This window comes from Micromonospora sp. WMMD729 (assembly GCF_049315225.1).
GTDB lineage: Bacteria > Actinomycetota > Actinomycetes > Mycobacteriales > Micromonosporaceae > Micromonospora.
In genome coordinates this window covers 3,620,889-3,646,274 of sequence record NZ_CP186059.1, presented here as the reverse complement: position 1 = coordinate 3,646,274, position 25,386 = coordinate 3,620,889, and the positions used below count along the sequence as shown (strand labels likewise).

At 71.7% G+C, this 25,386-nt stretch carries 20 protein-coding genes; 9 read left to right on the top strand and 11 right to left on the bottom strand.

What is annotated here, in order from left to right; genetic code table 11:
• Positions 1 to 2 precede the first annotated feature (2 nt).
• From ACN263_RS16780 to ACN263_RS16770, 3 genes are read right to left on the bottom strand one after another with little or no spacing between them, the layout of a single operon-like run.
• Positions 3 to 1,286, bottom strand: a complete 1,284-nt coding sequence (locus ACN263_RS16780; protein ID WP_422735250.1) for a WXG100 family type VII secretion target — start codon at positions 1,284 to 1,286, stop codon at positions 3 to 5.
• Positions 1,283 to 1,627, bottom strand: coding sequence for a type VII secretion target (locus tag ACN263_RS16775; protein WP_422735249.1), 345 nt, complete (start codon positions 1,625 to 1,627; stop codon positions 1,283 to 1,285). The genes ACN263_RS16780 and ACN263_RS16775 overlap by 4 nt, the downstream gene beginning before the upstream one ends.
• A complete protein-coding gene (locus tag ACN263_RS16770; protein WP_422735247.1) occupies positions 1,614 to 2,000 on the bottom strand; it encodes a YbaB/EbfC family DNA-binding protein in 387 nt (128 codons plus the stop codon). Before ACN263_RS16770 ends, ACN263_RS16775 begins: the two co-directional genes overlap by 14 nt.
• A gap of 147 nt (positions 2,001 to 2,147) precedes the next feature.
• Here ACN263_RS16770 and nhaA point away from each other — a divergent pair, with 147 nt between their 5' ends.
• From nhaA to ACN263_RS16745, 5 genes are all read left to right on the top strand, one after another.
• Positions 2,148 to 4,082 carry a Na+/H+ antiporter NhaA gene (nhaA, locus tag ACN263_RS16765; RefSeq protein WP_422735246.1) on the top strand — a complete coding sequence of 645 codons (1,935 nt, stop codon included), beginning with the start codon at positions 2,148 to 2,150 and terminating at the stop codon, positions 4,080 to 4,082.
• 63 nt (positions 4,083 to 4,145) lie between these two features.
• Positions 4,146 to 5,132 (top strand): LuxR C-terminal-related transcriptional regulator, encoded by a 987-nt coding sequence (locus tag ACN263_RS16760; protein WP_422735245.1) that lies wholly within the window; start codon positions 4,146 to 4,148, stop codon positions 5,130 to 5,132.
• Positions 5,133 to 5,244: 112 nt separating this feature from the next.
• Positions 5,245 to 7,029, top strand: a complete 1,785-nt coding sequence (locus tag ACN263_RS16755; RefSeq protein ID WP_422735244.1) for an alpha/beta hydrolase — start codon at positions 5,245 to 5,247, stop codon at positions 7,027 to 7,029.
• A gap of 152 nt (positions 7,030 to 7,181) precedes the next feature.
• The gene (locus ACN263_RS16750; protein ID WP_422735243.1) at positions 7,182 to 11,213 is read left to right on the top strand and encodes a discoidin domain-containing protein; all 4,032 of its coding nucleotides are present in this window, start codon (positions 7,182 to 7,184) and stop codon (positions 11,211 to 11,213) included.
• A 68-nt stretch (positions 11,214 to 11,281) separates the two neighbouring features.
• Positions 11,282 to 13,069, top strand: coding sequence for a gamma-glutamyltransferase family protein (locus ACN263_RS16745; RefSeq protein ID WP_422735242.1), 1,788 nt, complete (start codon positions 11,282 to 11,284; stop codon positions 13,067 to 13,069).
• Between the two features lie 10 nt (positions 13,070 to 13,079).
• On the opposite strand, the gene ACN263_RS16740 is transcribed toward ACN263_RS16745, so the two are convergent.
• From ACN263_RS16740 to ACN263_RS16725, 4 genes are read right to left on the bottom strand one after another with little or no spacing between them, the layout of a single operon-like run.
• Positions 13,080 to 13,706, bottom strand: a complete 627-nt coding sequence (locus ACN263_RS16740) for a response regulator (protein WP_422735241.1) — start codon at positions 13,704 to 13,706, stop codon at positions 13,080 to 13,082.
• On the bottom strand, positions 13,703 to 14,926 hold the full coding sequence (locus tag ACN263_RS16735; RefSeq protein ID WP_422735240.1) for a sensor histidine kinase: 1,224 nt from the start codon (positions 14,924 to 14,926) through the stop codon (positions 13,703 to 13,705). The genes ACN263_RS16740 and ACN263_RS16735 overlap by 4 nt, the downstream gene beginning before the upstream one ends.
• 5 nt (positions 14,927 to 14,931) lie before the next feature.
• Positions 14,932 to 15,381: an ABA4-like family protein gene (locus ACN263_RS16730; protein WP_422735239.1), complete on the bottom strand. Its 450-nt coding sequence runs from the start codon at positions 15,379 to 15,381 to the stop codon at positions 14,932 to 14,934.
• Positions 15,378 to 16,301, bottom strand: a complete 924-nt coding sequence (locus ACN263_RS16725) for a hypothetical protein (RefSeq protein WP_422735238.1) — start codon at positions 16,299 to 16,301, stop codon at positions 15,378 to 15,380. Before ACN263_RS16725 ends, ACN263_RS16730 begins: the two co-directional genes overlap by 4 nt.
• A gap of 163 nt (positions 16,302 to 16,464) precedes the next feature.
• Between ACN263_RS16725 and ACN263_RS16720 the strand changes: the two genes are divergently transcribed.
• Positions 16,465 to 17,214: a glyoxalase gene (locus ACN263_RS16720; protein ID WP_422735237.1), complete on the top strand. Its 750-nt coding sequence runs from the start codon at positions 16,465 to 16,467 to the stop codon at positions 17,212 to 17,214.
• A gap of 13 nt (positions 17,215 to 17,227) precedes the next feature.
• Here ACN263_RS16720 and ACN263_RS16715 read toward each other — a convergent pair whose 3' ends face one another.
• On the bottom strand, positions 17,228 to 18,475 hold the full coding sequence (locus tag ACN263_RS16715) for an MFS transporter (protein WP_422735236.1): 1,248 nt from the start codon (positions 18,473 to 18,475) through the stop codon (positions 17,228 to 17,230).
• A gap of 67 nt (positions 18,476 to 18,542) precedes the next feature.
• On the opposite strand from ACN263_RS16715, the gene ACN263_RS16710 reads away from it, so the two are divergent.
• Positions 18,543 to 19,442 (top strand): LysR family transcriptional regulator, encoded by a 900-nt coding sequence (locus tag ACN263_RS16710; protein WP_422735235.1) that lies wholly within the window; start codon positions 18,543 to 18,545, stop codon positions 19,440 to 19,442.
• A 47-nt stretch (positions 19,443 to 19,489) separates the two neighbouring features.
• Here the strand turns inward: ACN263_RS16710 and ACN263_RS16705 are convergent, their stop codons facing one another.
• The 3 genes from ACN263_RS16705 to ACN263_RS16695 form a co-directional block, all read right to left on the bottom strand.
• Positions 19,490 to 19,771: a winged helix-turn-helix transcriptional regulator gene (locus tag ACN263_RS16705; RefSeq protein ID WP_355048224.1), complete on the bottom strand. Its 282-nt coding sequence runs from the start codon at positions 19,769 to 19,771 to the stop codon at positions 19,490 to 19,492.
• A complete protein-coding gene (locus tag ACN263_RS16700) occupies positions 19,768 to 20,172 on the bottom strand; it encodes a VOC family protein (protein ID WP_422735234.1) in 405 nt (134 codons plus the stop codon). The genes ACN263_RS16705 and ACN263_RS16700 overlap by 4 nt, the downstream gene beginning before the upstream one ends.
• A gap of 150 nt (positions 20,173 to 20,322) precedes the next feature.
• The gene (locus ACN263_RS16695; RefSeq protein WP_422735233.1) at positions 20,323 to 21,051 is read right to left on the bottom strand and encodes a hypothetical protein; all 729 of its coding nucleotides are present in this window, start codon (positions 21,049 to 21,051) and stop codon (positions 20,323 to 20,325) included.
• A 158-nt stretch (positions 21,052 to 21,209) separates the two neighbouring features.
• Between ACN263_RS16695 and ACN263_RS16690 the strand changes: the two genes are divergently transcribed.
• Both ACN263_RS16690 and fdh read left to right on the top strand, forming a co-directional pair.
• A complete protein-coding gene (locus tag ACN263_RS16690; protein ID WP_422735232.1) occupies positions 21,210 to 22,007 on the top strand; it encodes a PrsW family intramembrane metalloprotease in 798 nt (265 codons plus the stop codon).
• A gap of 101 nt (positions 22,008 to 22,108) precedes the next feature.
• On the top strand, positions 22,109 to 25,384 hold the full coding sequence (fdh, locus tag ACN263_RS16685) for a formate dehydrogenase (protein WP_422735231.1): 3,276 nt from the start codon (positions 22,109 to 22,111) through the stop codon (positions 25,382 to 25,384).
• The last annotated feature ends 2 nt before the right edge of the window (positions 25,385 to 25,386 follow it).

The window sequence follows — 25,386 nt, the reverse complement described above, 5'->3', positions numbered from 1 at the left end:
CCCTAGCCTCCCATGTCCGCGTAGTCCTCGTAGGTCGGCCTGGGTATGGACGACTCCCAGTTGGACGCCTGGTTGGCGGCAAGATGCGCTTCGCGGTATGTCGCCTGCGGATGTGCCCGGTAGTACTGCAGCTCCGCCAGTTCGTGCTCCAGTAGAGCGTAATCCTCGGGTAGCGGGCTGCCTCGTCGCAACCGCAACCAGGCCTCCGCCATGGGCGGGCTCGGATCATATCGTTGATGGATGATCCCGCCCGCGTAGTCATCCATCGGGTGCTCATCAAAGAAGATGTGCCGGCGGATCTCTTCTATCTCCTCCCGTGCGAACCCGCGGGAACCGTCAAGGCGGGGAGCATCGGCGACCTGGCGAGCTATCAGGTCAGCATCGTCCTGCCTACGGATGGCGTCGTAGGCCTCTTCCGCCCAACGGTCCTGCCGTCCATAGTCCGCCAGATCACGAGGCCGAGTGGTGTGGCCGCCGTGGAAGCCCTGCGCGCTCTCTCCGGCGGGTCCTGGCCGGGCCGTTGGCGAATCAAGCAGCCGCCCCAACGCCTGCTTGAGCTTGTCGATGAGGTCGCCGAGTCGGCGTACCTCCGGGATCAGCCGTCGCAGGCTGGCCAGCAGTGCACGAAGCAACCGTGCGATCCGCGCCCCCCACGACGCCACCAGCGTCGTCACCTGCTCCACGACCAGCGGCGTCGCCAGTCCGCCGGTGATAACGAGTTCGCCCGCGTACGTGATGAGGCGGGAGACGCAGGTGGCGATGGCGTCGCGGACCAGGAGTCGGACGGCGGCCACCAGGCCGGCGGCGCCTTCGGTGATGGCGGCCATGGTGTCGGCGCCCTGGGCGAGGCCGGTGATGGCCTGGTGTTGTTCGGCGGCCCAGGCGCGGTAGGCGGGGCCGGCGCTGCCGCCCCAACCGGCGACGTCGTCGCAGACAGCGCGCGCCAGTTCGGCCGCGTCCTCGCGGAGCGAGACGGCGACGTTGCGCCAGGTCTGGGCGTGTGCGGTGATCTGCGCCGGGTCGCCGGCGAGCCAGTCGAGCGCCTCGCTGAGTGGCTTGACGTGCTCGATGAGCCAGGCGATCCCGTATTGCAGGAGTGCGCCGACCGGGTCGGAGACGAACGCGAGGGCGTCGAGGCCGGCACTCACGACACCGAGGCTGCCGTCGATCCAGCTGCCGCTGCGGATGCCCTGCGCGATGAGTTCGATGTCCTCGCAGATCCACACGCCCGCCCAGGCGCTGGGCGGGGTGTCCGCCGCGACGGCGACGAGCGGGTTGGACGTCACGAACGCTGCCGCACCCCGTCGAGCGGGTGCTGCCGCACCCCGTCCAGCAGGTGCTTGGCATGGGCGTCGGAGGATCGGTAGCGGTCGGCGCTGCTCCGCAGCTTTGCGGCGGTGTCCCGCACCGAGCCCGCAGCGGCGCCGATGCCGTCGACCAGGGTCCGCTGGAGGCCGTCGAGCAGCGTCGGCATCAGTGCGCAGAGCTGCCCGTACGCCTCGGTGCCCAACCGGACGTGCTGACCTGCCTGCTGGGCCGTGTCGAGGCTGCCGGCGCAGCGATCGAGGCGTGCGGCGTGGGTGGTCAGGTCGTCCGGGTCGACCTGGATGCCGTCACCGGCGGGCATCGCTCGGCCCCTGATCGCCGCTCAGCCGGCTGGTGTAGGAGTCGATGATGGCCCGGGCGCTGGCGTCGTCGCCAAGAGAGTCGGCGACCTGTCGCAGCAGGTCGGCGCGGGCGGCTCTCGTGGTGTCGATGATCTGCTGGGCGGTACGTGCCGCGGGCTGCTGCCGGGTGCGCTCGTCGAGCCACAGGTCGACCAGCAGGCCGGCCGAGTCGACGGTGACCTGGACCGTCCGATCGGGGCTCTCGGCGGAGCCGGTCAGCTCCCGCACCCGCGCCGACAGCGTCTTCGCCCGTTCCGCCCGTTCGGCGAGCGACGACTCCCACTCGTCGAGCCGGTGCCCCGCCGCGTCGAGCGCGGCGTCGTCCGCCCACATGCTGACCCTCCCCAGGGGACCACCGCCGGCCACCCGCCAGCGAGATCACCGGTACGCTACCAACCAGTCGCGTTCCGTGCATGCCTGAGACGTTCGCCTCGTGCCAATCTGCGCCACGCGGCGGTCAGGTCGAGGAAGATTGCCTCCGTGACGAGCAACAACCCACACCGCGGGTGGTCCAGCCGAACGGCCTGGCAGGGGCGGATCAACGCCCCGCTGCGCGCGTTCCTGCGGACCGAGACGGGCGGCGCGCGGGTGGTGCTGGTCGCCGCCGTGGTGGCCCTGGTCTGGGCGAACCTGCACCCGTCGTCGTACGAGGCGGTGTGGCGTACTACCCTGTCGGTCCGGCTCGGCGACTGGCCCGTCTCGCACGACCTGCGGACCTGGGTCAACAGCGGCCTCATGACTTTCTTCTTCCTGGTCGCCGGGTTGGAGCTGCGCCGCGAGTTCGACATCGGCGAGCTGCGCGAGCGGCGGCGGCTGGCGTTGCCGATGCTGGCCGGGTTCGGCGGCATGCTGGTGCCGATCGGGATCTACCTGGCGTTCAACGCCGGGCGGTCCACGGCGGTGGGCTGGGGCGCGGTGATGGCCACCGACACCGCCCTCGCGCTCGGGGCACTGGCCGTCTTCGGGCCGCGCTTCTCGGACCGGCTGCGGGCCTTCCTGCTGACGGTCGCGGTCGTCGACGACCTGGTGGCGATCGCCGTGCTGGCGATCGCCTACCCGGCGCACTTCTCGCCGACCGCGCTGCTCGTCGCGGCCCTGATCTTCGCCGTCGTGGTGCTCGTCCGGACGTGGGGCCTGCGACACGGCTGGTTCTACGCGCTGCTCGGCGTGGCGGCCTGGATCGCGGTGTCCGAGTCCGGCGTCGACCCGGTCGTGGTGGGCCTGGTGATGGGGCTGCTGACCTACGCGTACGACCCGGGCCGCAAGGACCTCCAGTGGGCGAGCGACCAGTTCCGCCTCTTCCGGGAGCAACCGACGCCCAGGCTTGCCCGGATGGCCCAGGCCGGGCTGACCGCCGCGCTGTCCCCGAACGATCGACTCCAGAGCCTCTACCACCCGTGGGCGAGCTACGTGATCGTGCCGCTGTTCGCGCTGGCGAACGCCGGGATCGTCATCGACGGCGAGCTGCTGGGCCGGGCCGTGACCTCCCCGGTCACCCTCGGCGTGGTGGCGGCGTACGTCGTCGGCAAGCCGCTCGGCATCGTGCTCACCTCGTGGTTGGTGACCCGGCTCAGCGGCGAGCGGTTCCGGCCGCCGGTCGGCTGGGTCGCCGTCGTGGGGGTCGGCACGGTCTCCGGTATCGGGTTCACCGTCGCGCTCCTGATCGCCAGCCACGCCCTGCACGGCCGTGCGCTGGACGAGGCGAAGCTCGGCATCCTCGTCTCGACGGTGGGCGCGTCCGTGCTCACCTGGCTGCTGTTCCGCATCGTCGCCCGGCTCTCGCCGACGCGACGCGCGCGGGCGCTGCTCGGCATGGCCATGGGGATCGTCGACCTGAAACTCCCGGTCGATGAGGAGCGCGACCACCTGCGCGGGTCGCTCGACGCGCCGGTCACGGTGGTGGAGTACGGCGACTTCGAGTGCCCCTACTGTGGGCAGGCCGAGCCGGTGGTCCGGGAACTGCTGGCCGACTTCGCCAACATCCGGTACGTCTGGCGGCATTTGCCGCTCACCGACGTCCACCCGCACGCGCAGCTCGCCGCCGAGGCCGCCGAGGCGGCGGGCGAACAGGGCGCGTTCTGGGAGATGCACGACCTGCTGCTCGCCCACCAGGACGCTCTGGACCCCGCCGACGTGCTGCGCTACGCCGAGCAGCTCGGCCTGGAGCTGGACCCGTTCCGGGAGCACATGGCCAAGCGGATGGGCGTCGACCGGATCGCCGAGGACGTCGAGTCGGCCGACCTCAGCGGCGTCACCGGCACGCCGACCTTCTTCATCAACGGCCAGCGCCACCACGGGGCGTACGACATCGCCGCGCTCAAGGCGGCGGTGAAGTCGGCGTTCACGAGCGCGCGGCTGCAACCCGAGTACCACCGTCGCGAGCCCGGCCAGGGCAAGGGAGCGACCCCGGACTGATCGCAATAAATGCGCTCCGACCTGCGTGAACCGTCGACACCCACGCGCTCTACGATCGCCCGCATGCGGATCGGTCCCCACGCCGTGACGCCCGCCCTCGACGTGGAATCGCTCCCGCTCACGGCGGACGCCGTGGACGTCTACCAGGATCTCCTGCGGGTGGCGCCGGTGGCGCAACGGGAGTTCCTGACCACCGCGTCGGCACCGGCCACGCGCGCGCTCGCCGGCCTGCTGAACAGCGGAGCCGTGCACCGCGACGCCGCCGGCGTGCTGCACGTCCGGCCGCCGCGTACCGCCCTGGAGAACTGGGCCGCGCAGCGGGAGCTGGAGGCCGCCCAGGCGCGTGCCGCCGCCGAGACGCTGTCCGGGCTCTACACCGCCGTGCACGGCGCCGGCGCGGCGTTCGTCGAGGTCATCGAGGGCAAGGACGCCGTCCGCGAGTTGTTCCGCCAGTTGCAGGCCGGCGCCCGCACCGAGGTACGCGGTCTGGAACGCGGACCGTACCTGCGCGACACCACCCGGGTGCCGGAGGAGGTGCAGTACGACGCGCTGCGCCGCGGCCGGCGGTACCGCTGCGTCTACGAGGGCGAGCTGTTGCACGACGAGGCGATGCTGGCCGCCGTACGCGCCACGGTCGCCGCCGGTGAGCAGGCGCGGGTCTTCCCGGAGTTGCCGCTGAAGATGATGCTCGTCGACGCCGACCGTGGCCTGGTCGTCCTGCCCCGAGCCGGCGGGGACGACGCCGACGCCGTGCTGGTGCACCGCTCCCGGTTGTTGGAGGGGCTGTCCGAGCTGTTCGAGGTGTTCTGGCGGCTCGGTGCGCCGATCCACGCCACCGCCGCCACCGCCGAGCCGGACGCCGAGCCGACGGTGGCCACCCAGCGGCTGCTCGCGCTGCTCACCGCGGGCCTGACCGATGAGGCGATCGCCCGTGACCTGGGCGTCAGCAACCGTACGGTGCACCGGCGGGTCAGCCGCCTCCAGGAGTTGCTGGGCGCGCGCAGCCGGTTCCAGCTCGGGGTGCAGGCCACCCGGCGCGGCTGGTTGTAACTGGCCGGAACCTGCCATGGCGGGTCTTCGTCACGCCGGGACGGCGGCGGCGAAACACTCCTGGGCCAGGGTGAATGCCGTTCGATCAATCGCTGTACGAGAGGACGGGACGATGCCCCATCCCACGACCGGGTCGCGCCACCCACGCCGCGTGCGCCGGCCGGCCGCCCTGCTCGCCGTGACCCTGGTCGCGGCGGCCCTGACCAGCGGCGCGGCCGGCACCTCGGCCAGCGCGGCCACGGCCGCCGAGCCGGACACCGCCGCCCTGGCCGCGCCGCTCGCCACCCAGCGGCTCACCTGGGAGCCGTGCGGGCTGGCCGAGGTCAGCCCCGAGGACGAGGCGCAGCTCGGTCTGTCCTGCGCGACCGTCACCGTGCCCCGCGACTGGCACAACCCCCGCGACGGCAGGACGATCCAGGTCCGGATCAGTCGTACCGCCGCGTCCGGCCCCGACCGGGCGGGCATCCTCCTGGTCAACCCGGGTGGCCCCGGCGGCAGTGGCCTGTCGCTGGCGCCGTACGTGGCGCGGTCCGCACCCGCCCTCGCCGAGCGGTACGACGTGATCGGCTTCGACCCGCGCGGTGTCGGGCAGAGCACGCCGCTGCTCTGCACGGTGACCTACCGCGACACCGACAACACCAACGACCTGATCACCCAGGCCAACGTGCGCGGCTGCCGCGGCACCGAGTTGACGAAGTACATCACCACCGAGCAGACCACGTACGACATGGACTTCATCCGGGTGCTGCTGGGGGAGCGCAAGCTCAACTACCTCGGCTACTCGTACGGCACCTGGCTGGGCACCTGGTACGCGGCGACGTTCGGCAGCCGGACCGGCCGGATGGTGCTCGACTCGGTGGCGGCGGTCGGCTCGCCCACGCTCCAGGAGACCTGGGATCTGCAACCGTTCACCCGGGACCGGGCGTTCCAGGAGCAGTTGCTGCCGTACATGGCCCGGCACGACGACCTGTACGGCCGGGGCAGCGACCCGATGAAGATCCGGGAGATGTTCGAGCGCGCGGGCGGCACCCGGGTCGGCATGGGACCGTTCATGTTCGGCTGGTTCATCCTCGGCGCGCTCTACGACACGCAGAACTACCCGACCGCCGCGGCGGCGGTGAACACGGTCATCCAGTACTACGAGGAGTGGAACGGCTGGACGCCCGAGCAGATCCTCAGCGCCGCGACCGCGAAGCTGCTCGCCGCGCCGGGCATCACGGCCGACGACCGGGCGTACATCGAGCAGTCCCGGGTCGCCGCCCAGGCGGCGCTGAAGACCCAGCGCGACCGGTCCCTGCTGGCCCAGGGCACGGACGAGTACACGTACGACATCGACTACGTCTTCGAGGTGATCCGCTGCCAGGACGGGCAGTGGAACGACAGCGTCGCGTACTGGAACGCGTTCAGCCGACGCCTCACCCGGGACGCGCCGCTGGTCGCCCCCTACCTGCAGAACCCGCCGGCCTGCGCGTACTGGCCGACCAGCAACCGGATGCCGAAGTTCGACAAGAAGACGTTCCCGAAGGTGCTGATGCTCCAGGACGAACTCGACGTGGCGACCGCGTACGAGGGTGCGCTGGCGGCGTCGAAGAAGCTGCCGGGCGCGTCGATGATCAGCGTCGACAACGAGGGCAGCCACGGTGTCTTCCCGTACTACACCCCGTGCGTGGACGACCCGGTTTACGCCTACCTGCTGGACGGCCGGCTGCCCGCCGAGACGTACACGGGTTGCCAGGCGGTGCCGCTGCCGGGCGAGAGCGCGGTGTTCGAGGTGGGCGGCAAGCTCACCGGTAAGGGCACGGTGAAGACCCGCCTGATCACCGACGACATGCGGGCGGCGAACCGCATGCTCAAGCGGATGCTGCGCACCGAGCCGGGGCCGTCGTACCCGGAGTGACGCCGCACCGGGGAGCGGGTGGCGACCCGCCGCCCGCTCCCGAGTGGACAGGACGCGGCCTCTTGACTCCGGGGGAACATCGGGCCACCATCTGACAACGTTGTCACCACCACCCCCCGAGCACCTGACAACGTTGCCACCCTGGAGGCGCAATGTCCGAGCCATCGCCCGTATCGCGGCGTACCTTCCTCTCCGCCGGAGCGACGCTGCTGGCGTCGGTCGGGGTGACCGCCGTCCTGCCGGACGCGGTCGCCGGCGCCGCGCCGTCGGCCGGCAACCCGTCGACCACCACCGACCTGGCCCGGTACCGCCCGGTGGCGGTCTCCTCGACCGACTACGCGCCGACGCCCGCCACGTTCGCCGTGGACGGCCTGCCCCAGGTCGGCGTCCGGGGCAGCGGATGGCGTGCCGCGAACGGTGATCCCCAGTGGATCTCGGTGGACCTCCAGGCGCAGTGCCGCGTCGAGGCCGTCACCCTGGTCTTCGAGGCGACCCTCGCCGACGGACCGTTCGACGGCAACTACACCGACACCGACGGCGACGAGATCCTCTCCAGCGCCGCGACGGCGTACCGCATCGAGGTCTCCACCGACGGCCGCGACTGGCGGTCGGTGTACGAGACCACCGACGGCCAGGGCGGCGTGCAGGCGATCAAGCTCCCGCAGCCGGTCACGGCGCGCTGGGTCCGGATGACGGTCACCGGGCGGTCGAACAGCAACCCGGTCGGCCTGAACGGCTTCCAGGTCTACGGCGTCGCGCTGTCACCCCGCCCGAAGGCCGAGGGCTGGACGAGCTGGGAGGGTGGCAACACGGGTCGCGCCCCCGAGCTGACCGTGGCCCCGGACGGCACGGTCGCGCTGGAATCCGGCTGGTCGCTGACGATGGACGACTTCGCGGGCACCGCCGACGGCGCCGAGCTGTCCCGCGCGGGCGTCGACGTCAGCTCCTGGCTGCCGGCCACCGTGCCCGGCACCGTGCTGGGCACCCTGGTCGAGCAGGGCCACCTGCCCGATCCGGTCGCCGGTTTCAACAACCTGCGCATCCCCGAGGCGCTGTCGCGGCACACCTGGTGGTACCGGCGGGCGCTGCGGCTGCCGCGCGGCCTGGACACCTCCGCCGGCCGCCGGATCTGGCTGGAGTTCGACGGCATCAACCACGAGGCCACCGTCTGGGTGAACGGCGTATCGGTCGGCAGCGTCAAGCACCCGTTCGCGCGGGCCGCCTTCGACATCACCGAGGCTCTCGCGGGCCACCGCGACCACGTCCTGGCCGTACGGGTCACCCCGATGCCGCACGTCGGCACCCCCGGCGACAAGGGGCCCGACGGCCGCACCTTCCTCCAGTCGGCCCACCACTACCTCGACGCGCCGACCTACCTGGCGGTGTCCGGCTGGGACTGGATGCCCGCCGTCCGGGACCGCGTCACCGGCCTGTGGGACCACGTCCGGCTGCGCAGCACCGGCGCCGTGGTCGTCGGTGACCCGCACGTCGAGACCACCCTGCCGAAACTGCCCGACACCGGCACGGCCGAGGTCACCATCCGGGTGCCCGTGCGCAACGCCACGGCCACCGCGACCACCGTCACCGTCCGCGCGGAGTTCGACAAGGTACGCGTCGAGTCCACGGTGACCGTCCCCGCCCACGCCTCCACGACGGTCACCTTCGCGCCGGAGCGTTTCGGGGCGCTGCGCCTGCACAAGCCCCGCCTCTGGTGGCCCAATGGCTACGGCGAGCCGCACCTGTACGACCTGACGCTCACCGCCACCGTCAAGCGCACGGTCAGCGACCGGCGTGAGCTGCGCTTCGGCGTCCGCCAGTTCGGCTACGACTGGCACCAGCCGATCGTGATCTCCCCGCCCGGCCAGCCTCCGCTGGACTTCGTCGACGGAGCCGCCACGCAGACCGTCACGTTCGACCGGCAGCACGCCCGGCACGTCCGTATCCAGGCGGGCCAGCGTGCCACCGGCTGGGGCATCTCGATGTACGCCCTGTCGGTGGCCGACGGCTCGGGCCCGGACCTCGCGCTGGGCCGCGACGCGACCGCCTCGTCGTCGGAGAACGACACCAACGTGCCCGCCCGGGCGGTGGACGGTGACGCGTCGACCCGCTGGGCCTCGCGGGCCGAGGACGACCAGTGGATCCAGGTGGACCTCGGCGCGGCCGTCGACTTCGACCGGGTCACCATCGTCTGGGAGCAGGCGTACGCCCTCGACTACCGCGTCCAGGTCTCCGCCGACGGGCAGGAGTGGACGGACGTCACGTCGGTCAGCAACGACACCCCGCTGGGCAGCCGCGCCACCCAGGTCGAGACGTTCGCCAGCCGGACCGCCCGGCACCTGCGCATCCAGACCGGCGCGCGGGCGACGTCGTGGGGCGTGTCCATGTGGACGCTCTCGGTGCAGCGCCAGGCCGAGCCCGACGTCGACCTGGCCCTGGGCCGGACGGCCACCGCGTCGTCGTCCGACGGCGACTCCACCGGGCCGGAACGGGCCGTCGACGGCAACCCGCGTACCCGGTGGTCCTCGACGTTCGAGGACCACCAGTGGATCGCCGTCGACCTCGGTGCCCCCGTCGCCTTCGACCAGGTGACGATCGTCTGGGAGCAGGCGTACGCCCGCGACTTCGTCCTCCAGGTCTCCGACGACGGCAAGGAATGGACCGACGTCAAGGCGGTCAGCAACAAGATCACCGAGCTGAAGATCAGCGTCAACGGGGTGCCGGTGTTCGCCCGGGGCGGCAACTGGGGCTGGGACGAGCTGCTGCGCCGGGTGCTGCCCGACCGGCTGGCCGACACGGTCGAGATGCACCGCGACATGAACTTCACGATGATCCGCAACTGGCTGGGCAGCAGCAACCGCGAGGAGCTGTACCGGGCCTGCGACGAGCAGGGCATCCTGGTGTGGAACGACTTCTGGCAGGCCGGCGGCTTCCTGCCCAACCCACCCGGCTACGTCGACATCGCCGCCGACACGATCCGGCGGTTCCGCCACCACCCGAGCATCGTCGTGTGGTGCGGCGCGAACGAGGGCGACCCGCCGCCGATCGTCGACGCCGGCCTCAAGCAGGCCGTCGCCACCGAACACCCGGAGATCCTCTACATCCCCAACTCGGCCAGTGGCATCGTGAGTGGACGCGGACCGTACGGCTGGGTCGACCCGACCACCTACACCGACGCGACGATCTACGAGGCCGACTCCTTCGGCTTCCACACCGAGATCGGCATGCCCGTGGTGTCGGTGGCCGAGAGCATGCGAAACCTGGTCGGCGACGCGCCGGAGTGGCCGATCGGCGAGGTGTGGAACTACCACGACTGGTCGACCATCGGGAACCAGCGCGTCGGCACGTACCAGGAGGCGATCGACGCGCGGCTCGGCGCGTCCGGCTCGCTCGACGAGTTCGCCGCCCGGGCGCAGTTCGTCAACTACGAGAGCCACCGGGCCATGTTCGAGGCGTGGAACGCCAAGCTGTGGCAGGACGCCACCGGCCTGTTGCTCTGGATGTCGCACCCGGCGTGGCACAGCACGGTCTGGCAGACGTACGACTACGACCTCGACGTCAACGGCGCGTACTACGGGGCCCGCAAGGGGTGCGAACCGGTGCACGTCCAGGCCGACCCGGGCACCTGGCAGGCGCGGGTGGTCAACCACACCACGGCGGCGCTCAGCGGCGTGACGGTCACCGCCCGCCGGTACGACCTCAACGGCCGGTCGCTGGGCACCGCCCAACGTCAACGGGTCGACGTGGCGCGCTCGTCCACGACGCCCGTGTTCCCCGTCGCCGCGCCGGACGGCGGTGGGCTGCACCTGCTCCGGTTGGAGCTGCGCGACGGCCGGGACCGGCTGCTCGCGGAGAACACCTACTGGCGCTACGACAAGCCCGAGCAGATGCGGGCGCTCACCACCCTGGCCGGCGCCCGCCTGTCGACGTCGACGAGCGGCGTACGCGTCGTGGACGGCCGCAACACCGTCACCACGACGGTCCGCAACCAGGGTCGTACGGTCGCCGCCATGGTCCGGCTCGCCGTCCGCGACGAGCACGGCCGGCGGGTCCTGCCGGCCCGCTACGACGACAACTACCTCTGGCTGCTGCCCGGGGAGACGCGTGCGGTGGGCATCTCCTGGCCGGCTCGGCCGGGCCTGCCCCGCAAGGCCACCGTGACCGCCGAGGCGTACAACGCGGCCTAGCACCTAGCATTGCCCGCTGGGAGGCGGCCGCCGAGGGCCGCCTCCCAGTTACCCAGTGAGGTGTTGTCATGTCGTTCACCACCCGACCGACCCTGCAGGGCACCTTCGGCATGGTGTCGTCGACGCACTGGCTGGCCAGCCAGTCCGCGATGGGGATTCTCGAACGCGGCGGCAACGCCTTCGATGCTGCGGTGACCGCCGGGTTCGTCCTGCACGTCGTCGAACCGCACCTCAACGGCCCGGGCGGCGAGGTGCCGGCGATCGTGGCCACCGCCCGGGACCCGCGCCCCACCGTGCTGTGCGGGCAGGGACCCGCGCCGGCCGGTGCGACGATCGCCCACTTCCGGTCCCTCGGCCTGGACCTCGTGCCGGGCGCCGGTCCGCTCGCGGCGGCCGTGCCCGGCGCGGTGGACGCCTGGCTCCTGCTGCTGCGCGAGCACGGCACGCTCTCCCTCGCCGAGGTGCTGGAACCGGCGATCGGCTACGCCGCCGCCGGCCACCCCCTGGTGGGCGCGGTCGGTGCGACGGTGACGGCCGTGCGGTCGCTGTTCGAGCAGCACTGGCCCACGTCCGCCCAGCTCTGGCTGCGCGGCGGCCGGCCGCCGGTCGCGGGGGAGCGGTTCACCAATCCGGCGTACGCGCACACCCTGCGCCGACTCGTGGAGGCGGGGCAGGCGGCCGGCGGTGACCGGGAGGCGCAGATCGAGGCGGCCCGCCGCGCCTGGGGTACGGGCTTCGTGGCCGAGGCGATCGACGCGTTCAGCCGGCGGCCGTTCCGCGACTCCAGCGGCCGCGCACACGCCGGACTGGTCACCGGCGACGACCTGGCCGCGTACTCGGCGACCTGGGAAGAGCCGGCCACCCTCGACTGGCGGGGCCACACGATCGCCAAGACCGGGTTCTGGGGTCAGGGCCCGGTGCTGCTCCAGAGCCTGGCGATTCTCGACGCGCTCGACGACGGCGCGTACGACACGGCGAGCGCCGCCGGCATCCACGCCCAGGCCGAGGCGCTGACGCTCGCGTTCGCCGACCGGGAGGCGTGGTACGGCGACAGCGCCGACGTGCCGGCCACGGCACTGCTCGACCCGGCGTACGCGCGGGAGCGGGCGGCCCTGATCGGTGACCGCGCGTCGCGGGAGCTGCGCCCGGGGAGCCCCGGGGGTGCCCAGCCGCGCCTCCCCGACCACGTGCGGTCCCGGGTGACCCACCGGGTCGACGTGCCGGACCCGACCACGGGCGAGCCGACGGTGCGCTCCGACGGGGTGACCCGGGGCGACACCTGCCATGTCGACGTCGTCGACAGATGGGGCAACATGATCTCCGCGACGCCGAGCGGTGGCTGGTTGCAGAGTTCGCCCACCATTCCGGAACTTGGGTTCCCGCTCGGCAGCCGGTTGCAGATGTGCTGGTTGCAGGAGGGACTACCCGCGTCGCTCGTCCCGGGCCGCCGCCCACGCACCACGCTCAGCCCGACCCTGGTGCTGCGCGACGGCGAACCCGTGCTGGCGTGCGGCACGCCCGGCGGCGATCAGCAGGACCAGTGGCAGCTCCCCTTCCTGCTGCGGCACCTCGTCGGCGGCCAGCACCTCCAGCAGGCCATCGACGCGCCCGCCTGGCACAGCCTCGGCGTGCCGTCGTCGTTCTACCCCCGCGAGTCCGAGCCCGGCGTGCTGCTGGTGGAGGACCGGCTCGACGCCGCCGTGGTGACGGCCCTGCGGTCGTACGGGCACGAGGTGCGGCTCGCCGACGCGTGGAGCCTCGGTCGGCTCTGCGCCGTGTCCCGGGACCCGGCCACCGGCGTACTCGCCGCCGGGGCGAACCCGCGGGGCATGCAGGGCTACGCCTGCGGCCGGTAGCGGACGCCGGTCAGCCGCCGCGCGCGAACAGCGCGAGGCGTACCCGGTTGGGGCTCTCGGTCTTGGTCATCAGGCTGGTGATGTGGGTCTTGACGGTGGTGACCCCGATGTGCAGCCGCTCGGCGATCTCGGTGTTGGACAAACCCTCGGCGACCAGGGTCAGCACGTCCTGCTCGCGGGCGGTCAGCCCGTCGAGCTGCCGGGGCGGCGTGACGCGGGCCCGCACCGCGCGCTGGACGAGGCGGTGCAACACCTCCGGGCTGAACGGGCTGTCGCCCGCGGCGGCCCGTCGGATGCCGTCCAGCAGCTCGGCCGGCGGCGCGTCCTTGAGCAGGAAGCCGCACGCGCCGGCGCTCAGGGCGGGATAGAGGTGGTCGTCGTCGCCGAACGTGGTCAGCACCAGCACCCGGGTGGCCGGACGTTCGGCGAGGATCCGACCGGTGGCGGTGATCCCGTCGACGCCGGGCATGCGCAGGTCCATGACGACGACGTCGGGGACGAGCCGCGCCGCGAGGGTGACCGCCTCGCGGCCGTTGTCGGCCTCGCCGACGACCTCGATGTCGCTCTGCGCGTCGCACAACATGCGCAGGCCCGCGCGGATGAGGTGCTGGTCGTCGACGAGCAGAACCCGGATCACGCCGACCCCCCGGTGCTCGCCGGGGCCGTCCGGGGCGCGGGCAGGGTGTTCGGCAGGACGGTCCGTACCCGCCAGCCCGTGCCGGCCGGGCCCGCCTCCAGGTGCCCGCCGAGGACCTCGACGCGTTCGGCCATCCCGGTGATGCCGTGACCGCCGCCGGCCGGCACCGCTGTCGACGCGTGGTGGCCGTCGACACCGCCCCCGTCGTCGGTGACCTCCCAGTGCACGGCCCCGTCGCGGACCGCCACCACCAGGCGCGCCCGCGCGGACGTCCCCGCGTGCCGTGCCACGTTTGTCAGCGCCTCCTGGGTCAGCCGCAGCACGGCCAGACCTCGTACGGCGTCGAGCGTGCCGATCGCGGTGTCCACGTCGGCCTCGACGGTGATGCCGGCCCGGCGGGCCCGGTCGACGGCCGCGCCGAGCGCCGACGGGAGCGCCGCGGGCTCGATCGCGGTCAGCGCGGCGTCACCGCGTACCCCGTCGGGGTCGCGCAGCACCGCGACCAGCCGGCGCAGTTCGGACAGGGCCGCGCTGCCCGTGCCGTGCACGTCGTCGAACACCTCGCCCACCCGGGGGTCGAGGTCGGTCAGGACGTGCCGGGCCACCCCGACCCGCAGCACCATCGACGCCACATGGTGGGCGACGACGTCGTGCAACTCCCGGGCGATGGCGGCGCGCTCGTCGGCGCGCGCCGCGCGGCCCTCCGACTCGCGGCGGCGCTGCTCGGCCAGCGCCCGCTCCACGGCCTGCCGGTCCACCTCCCGGTTGGCCCGGATGACCAGACCGAGCAGCACCGGGACGCCGACCTCCAGGCCCAGCCCGACGACACCGGAGCCGACCTCGCGCAGCGAATCCCCGATGCTGTCGGTGAGGTCGACAACGGCCAGCAGCCCGGCCGCCAGCCAGATCGTGCGGGAGCGACCGGCGCGTATGGTGACCTCGAGCAGGGCCCAGCTCGCGCCCACCTGGTTGATGGTGATGTCGTCGATCAGGCAGATCGCGACCGCCAGCAACGCCGCCTGCGCCGCCAGATTGACCACCGGCCGGCGGTACGCCACGAGCGCCACGGCGAACGCGGCCAGCGCGAGGATCCACTGTGTCGGCGTCGGCGCGGGAGCGGAGTGGGGCACGAAGAGCAGATAGCCCAACCCGCTGAGGTCGAGCAGCACCATCCGCACGCGCGCGTCCCGCGCGTCGAACAGCCGCCCCCACCACCGCACGGTCGTCAGCCTAGGTGCTCGGAGTCGCCGGCAGCGACCGCCGGCCGCCACCGCGCGCGGACGCCCAGGTAGGCGGCCAGACCGAGCGGTCCGAGCAGGATGGTCAGCAGCAGCACCGGTGCCATGACCAGCGCCGGTACCCCCCGTTTCCGGCTGTCCAGCCACGCCCAGCGACCCACGAACAGATCGAACGCGATCATGTGCGCCCAGCCGGCCGCCGCGCCGTCGGGCGTGCCCAGCAGTTCGCGTACCCCGTCGAGGGTCGGCGACGCGACGGCGGGCAGCACCGTGCCGAACGCCGGCACCACCAGCAGCGCGTAGATCACCACGACCGGCAGCACGATCAGCGGCGAACCGACGATGCGAGCCGTCCACGACCAGCGCGGCAGCAGGATCATCAGCGCCCAGAACGGCGCGGCCAGCGCGAACGTCAGCGAGAACAGCGCCCCGGTCATGCCGCGAGCGCCAGTTCCGGGCGGCGGCGCGCGAGCACCAGGCCGGTGGCGGTCGCGGTCGCGACCGCCAGAGCCGCGACGACGGCCAGGGTGAGGGCGTCCGGGCGCAGCAGCGGCTGCCCGCGCAGGGCCTGCCAGGTCAACACCATCGTGAGTACGCCGTACGCGGTGCCCGCGACGACCAGGAGCCGGACGCGGGTCCGCCCGTCGAGCCGGGACGCGAACCGGGTCAGCACGATCGCCAGGATCGGCAGGGCCTGCAGGGCGTGCAACCCCACGAAGTGCCCGATCCGCAGGTCACCGCCGGTGGTGCTCCAACCGACCACGGGGAGCCCCGGCCCGCCGTCGGCCACACCCACGCTGTGCGCCCCGGAGACACCCTCGATCGCCGGGTCCGGCGTCCCACGCACCATCGGCACGGCCGCGAGCATACCCAGCAGGGACAGGCCGAGCCCCCACCCGACGGCGGTCGCGGCGACCCGGTCCGGGATCCGCCGGATCAGCAGGACGACCCCGAGGACGAGGTGCGCGGCGAACAGCACCATGATCGCCGCGCCCATCACCGCGAAGAGAGCGGCGTTCAACGGGGTGGTGTCGTTGAAGTGGCTCGTCGTACCCCGGATCACCTGCGCGACGATCACCACCATCTCCACCAGCGACAGCGCGACGATGATCGCCGCCGCCCACTCCGCGACCCGGCTGCGGCGCGGCAGCAGCGACAGCATCCAGGCGAGCGTCGCGCCGTACAGCACGAAGGAGACCGCGAACTTGAACGGCTTGAGCCAGATCGGCGCCCCGGTGAGGACGCGGGGGTCGGCGACGATGCCGACGGCGGCGACGACGGCGAGCACCGCCATCGCGGCGACGAGGAGCATGAGCGGGCGGTTCCACTGTGTCGCCCGACGCAGAACGGTAGTCATGCCTGTAGATGCTCGTGACCGTCGCCGCCGCGCGCGTCCGACCTCGGGCCTCGGTCGCGGCCCCCGGTCGTAGCCCACCTCCTCCCTGGGTAGGAGGTGAGATCGGGCGCGAGCCGGCGCCGATGCTGGCACAATGGCCGGCCTGCCGACCGGGGGAGTGACCGTGACGATCAGCGAGGACCGGGTCCAGCCGAACGAGACGACCGTGCCGCTGCTGCCCTGCCCGGCGCCGGAGGAGACCCTGGCGTTCTGGCGAGCCCTCGGCTTCGAGGTGACCTACGAGCAACTGCGGCCCTACGTGTACCTGGCGTTCCGGTTCAGCGGGTTCGACCTGCACTACGGCCCCGCGCCCAAGGACCTCGACCCGACGCGGGAGCAGTCCGGCGGGGCGCTGGTGATGGTCGACGCGGTCGCGCCGTACCACGCCGCGTTCGCCGAGGCGATGCGCCGCGCGTACGGCAAGGTGCTCGTCAAGGGCCTGCCCCGGATGACCCGCTTCCGGGCGGGGGCGTCGCGGTTCAGCATCGTCGACCCGTGCGGCAACACCATCGTCTTCATCCGGCGCGACGAGCCACAGGATCTGGAGTACGGCGGGTCGTCGAAATTGCAGGGGCTGGCCCGGGTGTTGGACAACGCGCGGATCCTGCGCGAGTTCAAGACCGACGACCGGGCCGCCTACCGGGCGCTCGACTCGGGGATGCGCCGCCGGGCCGAGGACGCCCCGGTGGTAGAGCAGGCGATGGCGCTCGCCGCGCTCGTCGAGTTGTCGGTGGCGCTGGGCAAGACCGACCGGGTGCCCGAGTGGGGTGCCCGGTTGCGCGCGCTGACCTTGACGGAGTCGGAGCGTACCCAGGTCGCGGCCTATGTCGCGGACCCGGCGCTGCTGGAACCGTTCTGGTCCGATCCACGCTGACCGCGCGGCGCGGTCAGCGATTGGCGCTGCTGCGGCGGAACAGCAGCGTCACGCCGCCGAGCAGGACGAGGAGCAGGCCGGTGAACCAGTTCATGGCCGTGATCGTGCTGACCGCACGGGTGGCGATGCCGATGCCCAGCGCCGGCAGGCTCATCCCGAGGTAGGCGATGAGGAACAGCCCGGCCAGGGCCTCACCGCGCCGAGCCGGCACGGCCATCGCCGCGACCGTACCGACGGCGGCCTTGAACAGCACACCCGCGCCGACGCCGGCGAGTACGCCGCCGATGAGGAACGCGGTCAGGCTCGCGGTGTGCATCCCGACCAGCACGACGGGCACGCCGACGGCCTGCGCCAGCAGCCCGAGTCGTACCTTCGCCGGAGCGGGCAGCCGGGTGGTGAGGCTCTGCGCCACGGCCGCGCCGCCGAACACGGCGAACACGACCGCGCCGGCCAGCGCCCGCGACGGCAGGTGCAGGGCACCGGCGACGAAGCCCGGGGCCACGGAGGTGAAGAGGCCGAACACGGCGAACGAGGCGAAGCCGGCGGCGGCCGCCGCCACGTACCCGGCGGGGTCGCCGTGGTCGGCGCTGATCCGCTGCGGCCGGTAGGCCGGCGTCACCAGGCGTTCCCGGACCGTCTCCGGAGTCGCCGCGACCGCCACCAGGCTGACGGCCAGCAGCACGGCGAACACCAGGTACGGGGTGCGCAGCGGGGCGTGGACGTACTGGGCGAGGACGCCCGCGATCAGCGCGCCCACGCCGAGGCCGCCGATGTTCGCGGCGGTGGAGACCACCTCGAAGCGCTGCCGGGACGCGCCGGGGCGGTGCGCCGCGTGCAACTCCTGGAGGTACGCGGTGGCGGTCGCGGTGATCATGCCGATGCCCAGACCACTCACCAGCCGGGCGAGGAGCAGCACCGGCAGCGACGTGTCGCCCAGGAACAGCGCGGCGGCGACCAGCTCCAACGCCAGCGCCGGGATGAGGATCTTCTTGCGGCCGACCCAGTCCGACACGTGCCCGGCGAGCAGCAGGCTGGTCACCACACCCACCGCGTACGCCGCGAACACGATCGTGACCATGAACGTGGAGAAGCCGTCCCGCGCCTGGTACAGCGGGTAGAGCGGGGACGGCACGGTGCAGAACGCCATCGCGGTGAGGAACGCCAGGGCGATCGCCCAGAAGCCACGGTCGTGGCGGGACGATCCTTCGTGCGGGTCACCCGGTGCGACAGGCTGTCGGGAGGGCAGGGTCGTTGACGACATGACCCCACTGTCACCCCAGCCGATCATCACGTCCAACGAAAGTTGGCGCTAGTTACCATCGCCGTAGGTGATACTTGGCGGCGTGGAACTGCGCCAACTCGAGTACTTCGTCGCGGTGGCCGAGGAGCAGAACTTCACCCGCGCCGCCGCCCGCCTGCACGTCGTCCAGTCCGCCGTCTCCGCGGCGGTCAAGACCCTCGAACGCGAGCTGGGCGCGGCGCTGCTGGACCGCAACTCCAAGCGCGTCCTGCTCACCGACGCCGGTGCGGCGCTGCTACCCCGCGCCCGGATCGCCCTGGACGCGGCCCGCGACGCCCGCGACGCGGTCGCCGAGGTGCACGGCGGCCTGCGGGGCACCCTGCGGATCGGCACCATGACCTCGATCCGGCTGCTGCACCTGCCGGCCCTGCTCGGCGAGTTCCACCGTCGGCATCCCGGGGTGCTGCTGCACACCAGCGTCGCGCCGTCCGGCTCCCAAGGGCTGATCGACGCGCTCACCGAGCGCCGGCTCGACCTCGCCTTCGTCTCGCTGCCCGGCGCGCCACCCGCCGAGATCCACCTCACCGAGCTGGCCCGCTCGGTGATCGACCTCGTCGTACCGGACGATCATCCGCTGGCCGCCCGCGAAGCGGTGTCGCTGCGCGACCTCGCCGGCCTCGACTTCATCGACTCCCCGATCGGGTACGGCAACCGCACCGTCACCGACCGGGCGTTCGCCACCGCCGGCCTGTCCCGACGCGTGACCATCGAGATCCCCGACATCGCCACCGGCGTCGACCACGTCCGGCACGGCCTCGGCATCGCGCTGCTGCCCCGCTTCGTCGTCGCCGACGCTCCCGGCGTCCGCAGGCTGACCGTCACCGACGCCGACCTGGACTGGATCGCGTCGCTGGCCACGCCGGTGGACCGCCCGGTCGGCGCGGCCGCCCGCGCCCTCATCGCCCTGACCGGCGAGTTCCTGCCATGACGAGGACGATCCTGCGCTGGACCAGACTGTGATGCGACAGAGGGTCCCTAGGCGTCGTTCTTGCCCCAGTTGCCGAGTGCGACGATCGCCTCGCGTAAGGCGAGCCCGCGATCGGTCAGCGCATAGGCCCGCGTGTTGTGTCGAAGGGGCAGGCGGAACAGCACGCCAGCCGCTTCGAGTTCGCGCAGGCGTGTCGCGAGCATGTTCGTCGGCACGCCGAGGTCGCGCTGCAGATCGCCGTAGCGTTGTGGTCCGTCGAGCAGCCGTTCCACGATGAGCAGGGCCCACCGTGCTCCGACGATGTCGAGGGCCGCGGCGAGGTCGCTCACGCGGTTGGATCGGCGTCCGCCTTCATCCAGAACGGTGAGTAGTGGTAGCCGTCGGGGTCGTCGAATTGGCGCTGGTACATGAAGGGGTAGTCGTCGGTGTCACCGACCCGCCCGCCGGCGGCGCCGGCGCGGTCAACGAGCTCGTCGACCGCCTCGCGGCTGCCCAGGTTGAACGAGACCGTGACCTTCGAGGGCGTATCTGGTCCGCCGATCAGCTCTTCGACTCCGCCGACGCTCGCGTACATCTCGCGGCTGCCGAGCATGACGTACTGCTCGGGCGCGATTGCGAAGCACGACACATTGTGGTCGGACATCTCCGTGTTGAGGGTCCAGCCGAGGGCCGTGTAGAAGGCGGTTGCGCGCTCGACGCTCTCGACCGGGCAGGTGATGAAGAGGCTCATGCGTGCCATACTTGCAAAATGCAAGTGACCCGTCAACGGGCATGCGTCCGGCAGGATCGGGTACCGCGATCGGCCGGCAGTGCGACTCCGCGGCCAGATGGACCTTGGTGGTCACGCTGGCGGTCCGCCGCACCACTCCGACGGTCGGAATCAGTCGTCCCACCGGTTCTCGAACGGCAGGGCGAGCCGCCGCACGTCGTCCTGCAACTCGGCGGACGCGCCGTGCTCGCGCAGTACGGGCGGCGCGGTCCGTAGCACCCACAACGACAGGGCGGCGCACCAGTCGGCCGCGTCGTGCCAGCTCTGCCAGGGGAGCATGTCGCCCGGTAGGTCGTAGTTCCAGTGCTCGACGGCGACCACGAACCGCGTCGCCGCGGTCTGGTCACCCAGCAGGCTGGCCCAGGTGGTCAGCCACGGCGTGAGCCGTACGGAGATCTCGGCGAGGAATTCCAGCGCCTCGTGGGCGGGCACGGTGGCGTCGGGATCGACCAGGATGTGCTGCCACCACGCGTCCAGGAACGTCTGCACGGCGTCACGCTGCGCGTTGGGCCAATCCCGCCAGCGGCCACGGATGAACAATCTCATCAATCCGCCGATCAGCACCACCTCGCCGCTCACCAGCCCCTGGGCCACCTGCGGCAGTATCCGACGCAGCAGCGGCCCCGGATAGGTCCAGTCAGCCAGCCAGTAGGTGCGCCGGAGCAGGTCGTCGTCGAGGGGAACGTCGGGCGTCTTGAGCAGAGCCAACTCCTGCGCGCTGCCCCAGTGGCACTCGCAGTTGGACTCCGACGGGTGGGCGGTCATGCCGCGGAACGTGGCGGCCACACCCGCTACTGCGGCTGCCAGCTTGTCGTGCACGTCGGTGAGATCAGGTGTCACGGGGACGCCTTCGGGGACTCCGCGCGGTACACCGCCGAAGAGAGCGAGTCTAGACCACGGCCAGAACCAACGCGGGCGCCTGGAATGCGCCCTGCGGTGTGCGGTCGTTGCCGCACTCAGGCTGGTCTTCGTAACCTGGATCCGCGAGACTCCCCGGTATGCGTGATCGTTCTCGCCGGTGGGCGTGGGTCGGGGTCTTCGTAATCGGGCTGATCCTCTATCTCGCGGTGCTGCGGACCCTGGTCCGCACCCAGAACCCGAACTTCGTGCCGGCGTTGATCCTGCTCGGCGCGACCCTGGCGCCCCTGACCTTCCTGACCTTCGCCCAGGCCCGTACCGGGCGGTGGCAGGTGCCGGCGTGGGTGCTGGTGACCTCGGCGTTCTTCGGCGGGGTGATCGGCACGGTGGTGGCCGGCACCCTGGAGTACGACACCCTGCGCGGCCTGGGCACCCTGCCCATGCTGTTCGTGGCGCTGATCGAGGAGTCGGCCAAGCTGATCGTTCCCGTGGTGCTGTTGTTCACGGTCCTGGCGCAGCACCGCCGCCGGGTGCCGTCCGACGGTCTGGTCATCGGCGTGGCCGTCGGCATGGGCTTCGCCGCGTTGGAGACCATGGGGTACGCCTTCACCGCGCTGCTCAGCTCGAAGGGCAACATCGGCGCGGTGGAGCAGACCCTGTTCATCCGTGGCCTGACCGCGCCCGCCGGGCACACCGCCTGGACGGGCCTTACCGCCGGGGCGCTGTGGGCGCTGCTGGCCACCCCGAGCGTCCGCCGGCTGCTCGGGTTCCTCGGCACCTTCGTCGGTGTCGTCGTGCTGCACACGCTCTGGGACACCTTCACCGGCTCGGTCGTCTTCGTGGTCGTGGCGCTCGTCAGCATCGGCTGGCTGTTCTGGGAGCTGCGCCGCTACCGAACCTTCGGCGACCACCTGGCCGTCGAGCACCAGTCGAGATGATCACTATGACGCCTTCCTGCTGATCTCGCTGCGGCCGACCCGACCCCTCATCTAGTGTCGGAGTATTCATATTTCGGGTCTTTGGTGGGAAAGGTGCAGCGATGGGGGTGCGCCGCTGGATCGCGAGCTGGCCGCTCTATCGCCAGCTCGCGGGCACCGACCCGCTCGGTCGCGGTGCCGCCGCCACGTCGGCCCGATCCCTGTCGTTGACCGCCCGCACCGAGAGCGCCGATTCTGTCGCGCGGTCGGTGTGCCCGTACTGCGCGGTGGGGTGTGGTCAGCGGGTGTTCGTGGCGGACGGCCGGGTCACGCAGATCGAGGGTGATCCGGACAGTCCGATCTCGCGGGGCCGCCTGTGTCCGAAGGGGTCGGCGAGCAAGAGCCTGGTGACGAGTCCGCTGCGCCAGACCACGGTCCGTTACCGCCGGCCGTACGGCACCGAGTGGGAAGACCTGGACCTCGACACGGCGCTCAACATGATCGCCGACCGGGTCCTCGCCGCCCGCGACGAGACCTGGGAGGACGTGGACGAGCAGGGCCGGCCCCTGAACCGGACGCTGGGGATCTCCAGTCTGGGTGGGGCGACGCTGGACAACGAGGAGAACTACCTCATCAAGAAGTTGTTCACGGCGATGGGGGCGTTGCAGATCGAGAACCAGGCGCGTATTTGACACTCCGCCACCGTCCCCGGTCTGGGGACCAGCTTCGGTCGCGGCGGTGCCACCCAGTACCAGCAGGACCTGTCGAACTCCGACGTCATCGTCATCCAGGGTTCGAACATGGCCGAGGCGCACCCGGTGGGTTTCCAGTGGGTGATGGAGGCCAAGCGTCGCGGCGCCAAAGTGTTCCACGTCGATCCGCGCTTCACCCGTACGAGCGCGCTGGCCGACGCGTACCTGCCGATCCGGGCGGGCACGGACATCGCGCTGCTCGGTGGGGTGATCCGCTACATCCTCGACAACGAGCTGGACTTCCGCGAGTACGTCCTCGCCTACACCAACGCCGCCACCATCGTCGGCGAGGATTTCCGGGACTGCGAGGACCTGCACGGGCTCTTCTCCGGCTTCGTCGAGGAGAACGCCAGCTACGACCAGAGCAGCTGGCAGTACGAGGGCGCCCCGGAGAACATCTCCACCCGCGACACGGAGACGCAGCGGGAGACGGGGGCCGGTCTGGAGCACGAGTCGCACGGTGCGCCGGTGGGCGGGCAGACGCAGCGGGACGAGACGTTGCAGCACCCACGGTGCGTCTACCAGATCCTCAAGCGGCACTACGCCCGCTACACCCCGGAGATGGTCGAGCGGGTCTGCGGGATTCCGCAGGAGAAGTTCCTGGAGTTGGCGCGGGCGTGGACCGAGAATTCCGGTCGGGAACGCACCGGCATGCTGGTGTACTCGGTCGGGTGGACGCAGCACAGCGTGGGCGTGCAGTACATCCGGGCCGGGGCGATCATCCAACTGCTGCTGGGCAACATGGGTCGCCCGGGTGGTGGGGTGATGGCGCTGCGCGGGCACGCCAGCATCCAGGGCTCGACGGACATCCCGACCCTGTTCAACCTGCTGCCGGGCTACCTGCCCATGCCGCACCACGCCGACCACCCGACCCTCGACGAGTGGATCAACAGCATCGCCCATCCCGACCAGAAGGGCTTCTGGGGCAACGCGCGCGCCTACGGGGTGAACCTGCTCAAGGCGTACTGGGGTGACGCGGCCACCGCCGACAACGACTTCTGCTACGGCTACCTGCCCCGGATGACCGGCGACCACGGCACCTACCAGCAGGTCCTGGACATGATCGACGGGAAGATCAAGGGGTACTTCCTGCTCGGGCAGAACCCGGCGGTGGGTTCGGCGCACGGCCGGGCGCAACGCCTCGGCATGGCGAACCTCGACTGGCTGGTCGTGCGGGACCTGTTCATGGTCGAGAGCGCGACCTTCTGGAAGAACGGTCCGGAGATCGAAACGGGCGAGATCGTGCCCGAGGACTGCCGGACCGAGGTGTTCTTCCTCCCGGCGGCGTCGCACGTGGAGAAGGAGGGCACGTTCACGCAGACGCAGCGGTTGTTGCAGTGGCGGGAGAAGGCCGTCGAACCGCCGGGCGACGCCCGCTCCGAGCTGTGGTTCTTCTACCACCTCGGCCGCATCATCCGCGAACGCCTGGCGCGCTCGACCCGCCCCCGGGACCGCGCGCTGCTCGACCTCACCTGGGACTACCCCACGCACGGTCCGAACGCGGAGCCCAGCGCCGAGGCGGTCCTGCGCGAGATCAACGGGTACGAGGTCGCCAGCGGCCGACCCCTCGCCAGCTACACGGAGATGACCGACGACGGCTCCACGGCAGGCGGCTGCTGGATCTACACCGGCGTGTACGCCGACGGCGTCAACCAGGCCGCCCGCCGCAAGCCCGGCGCGGAACAGTCCCTGGTGGCGCTCGAATGGGGTTGGGCGTGGCCCTCCAACCGGCGGATCCTCTACAACCGCGCCTCGGCCGACCCCGACGGCAACCCGTGGAGCGAGCGCAAACGCTACGTCTGGTGGGACCCGGACAAGGGCGAGTGGACCGGCTACGACGTGCCGGACTTCGAGAAGACCAAGGCACCCTCGTACCGGCCCCCGCCGAACACCTCGGGCGTCGCGGGCATCGCGGGTGACGACCCGTTCATCCTCCAGGGCGACGGCAAGGGTTGGCTGTACGCGCCCAGCGGCGTCTTGGACGGGCCGCTGCCGACCCACTACGAGCCGGTCGAGTCGCCGGTGCGCAACCCGCTCTACCGCCAGCAGGCCAACCCGACCCGCAAGGTCTACACCCACCCGATCAACAACCTCAACCCGAGCCCGCCCGAGCAGCACAGCGACGTCTTCCCGTACGTGTTCACGGTCAGCCGGCTCACCGAGCACCACACCGCCGGTGGGATGAGCCGGACCGTGCCGCACCTCGCCGAGTTGCAGCCGGAGATGTTCGTGGAGGTGTCGCCCGAGTTGGCGGTCGACCGAGGGTTGAGTCACCTGGATTGGGCGCACCTGGTCACCACCCGCGCGGCCATCGAGGCGCGGGTGCTGGTGACCGACCGCGTGACGCCGCTACGGGTGGACGGTCGGATCCTGCACCAGGTGTGGCTGCCGTACCACTTCGGCTTCGAGGGCCTGGTCACCGGTGACTCGGCCAACGACCTGTTCGGCATCACCCTCGACCCCAACGTCCTCATCCAGGAGAGCAAGGTCGGCACGTGTGACATACGGCCCGGCCGGCGTCCGAGAGGGCAGGAGCTGCTGGACCTCGTCGTCGACTACCGGCGACGGTCGGGCAACCTGAGCCACCGCTACCCACCGCTGGTCACGACGGACGTCGCCGACAGCAGCAGCGACCAGGAGGACTGAGC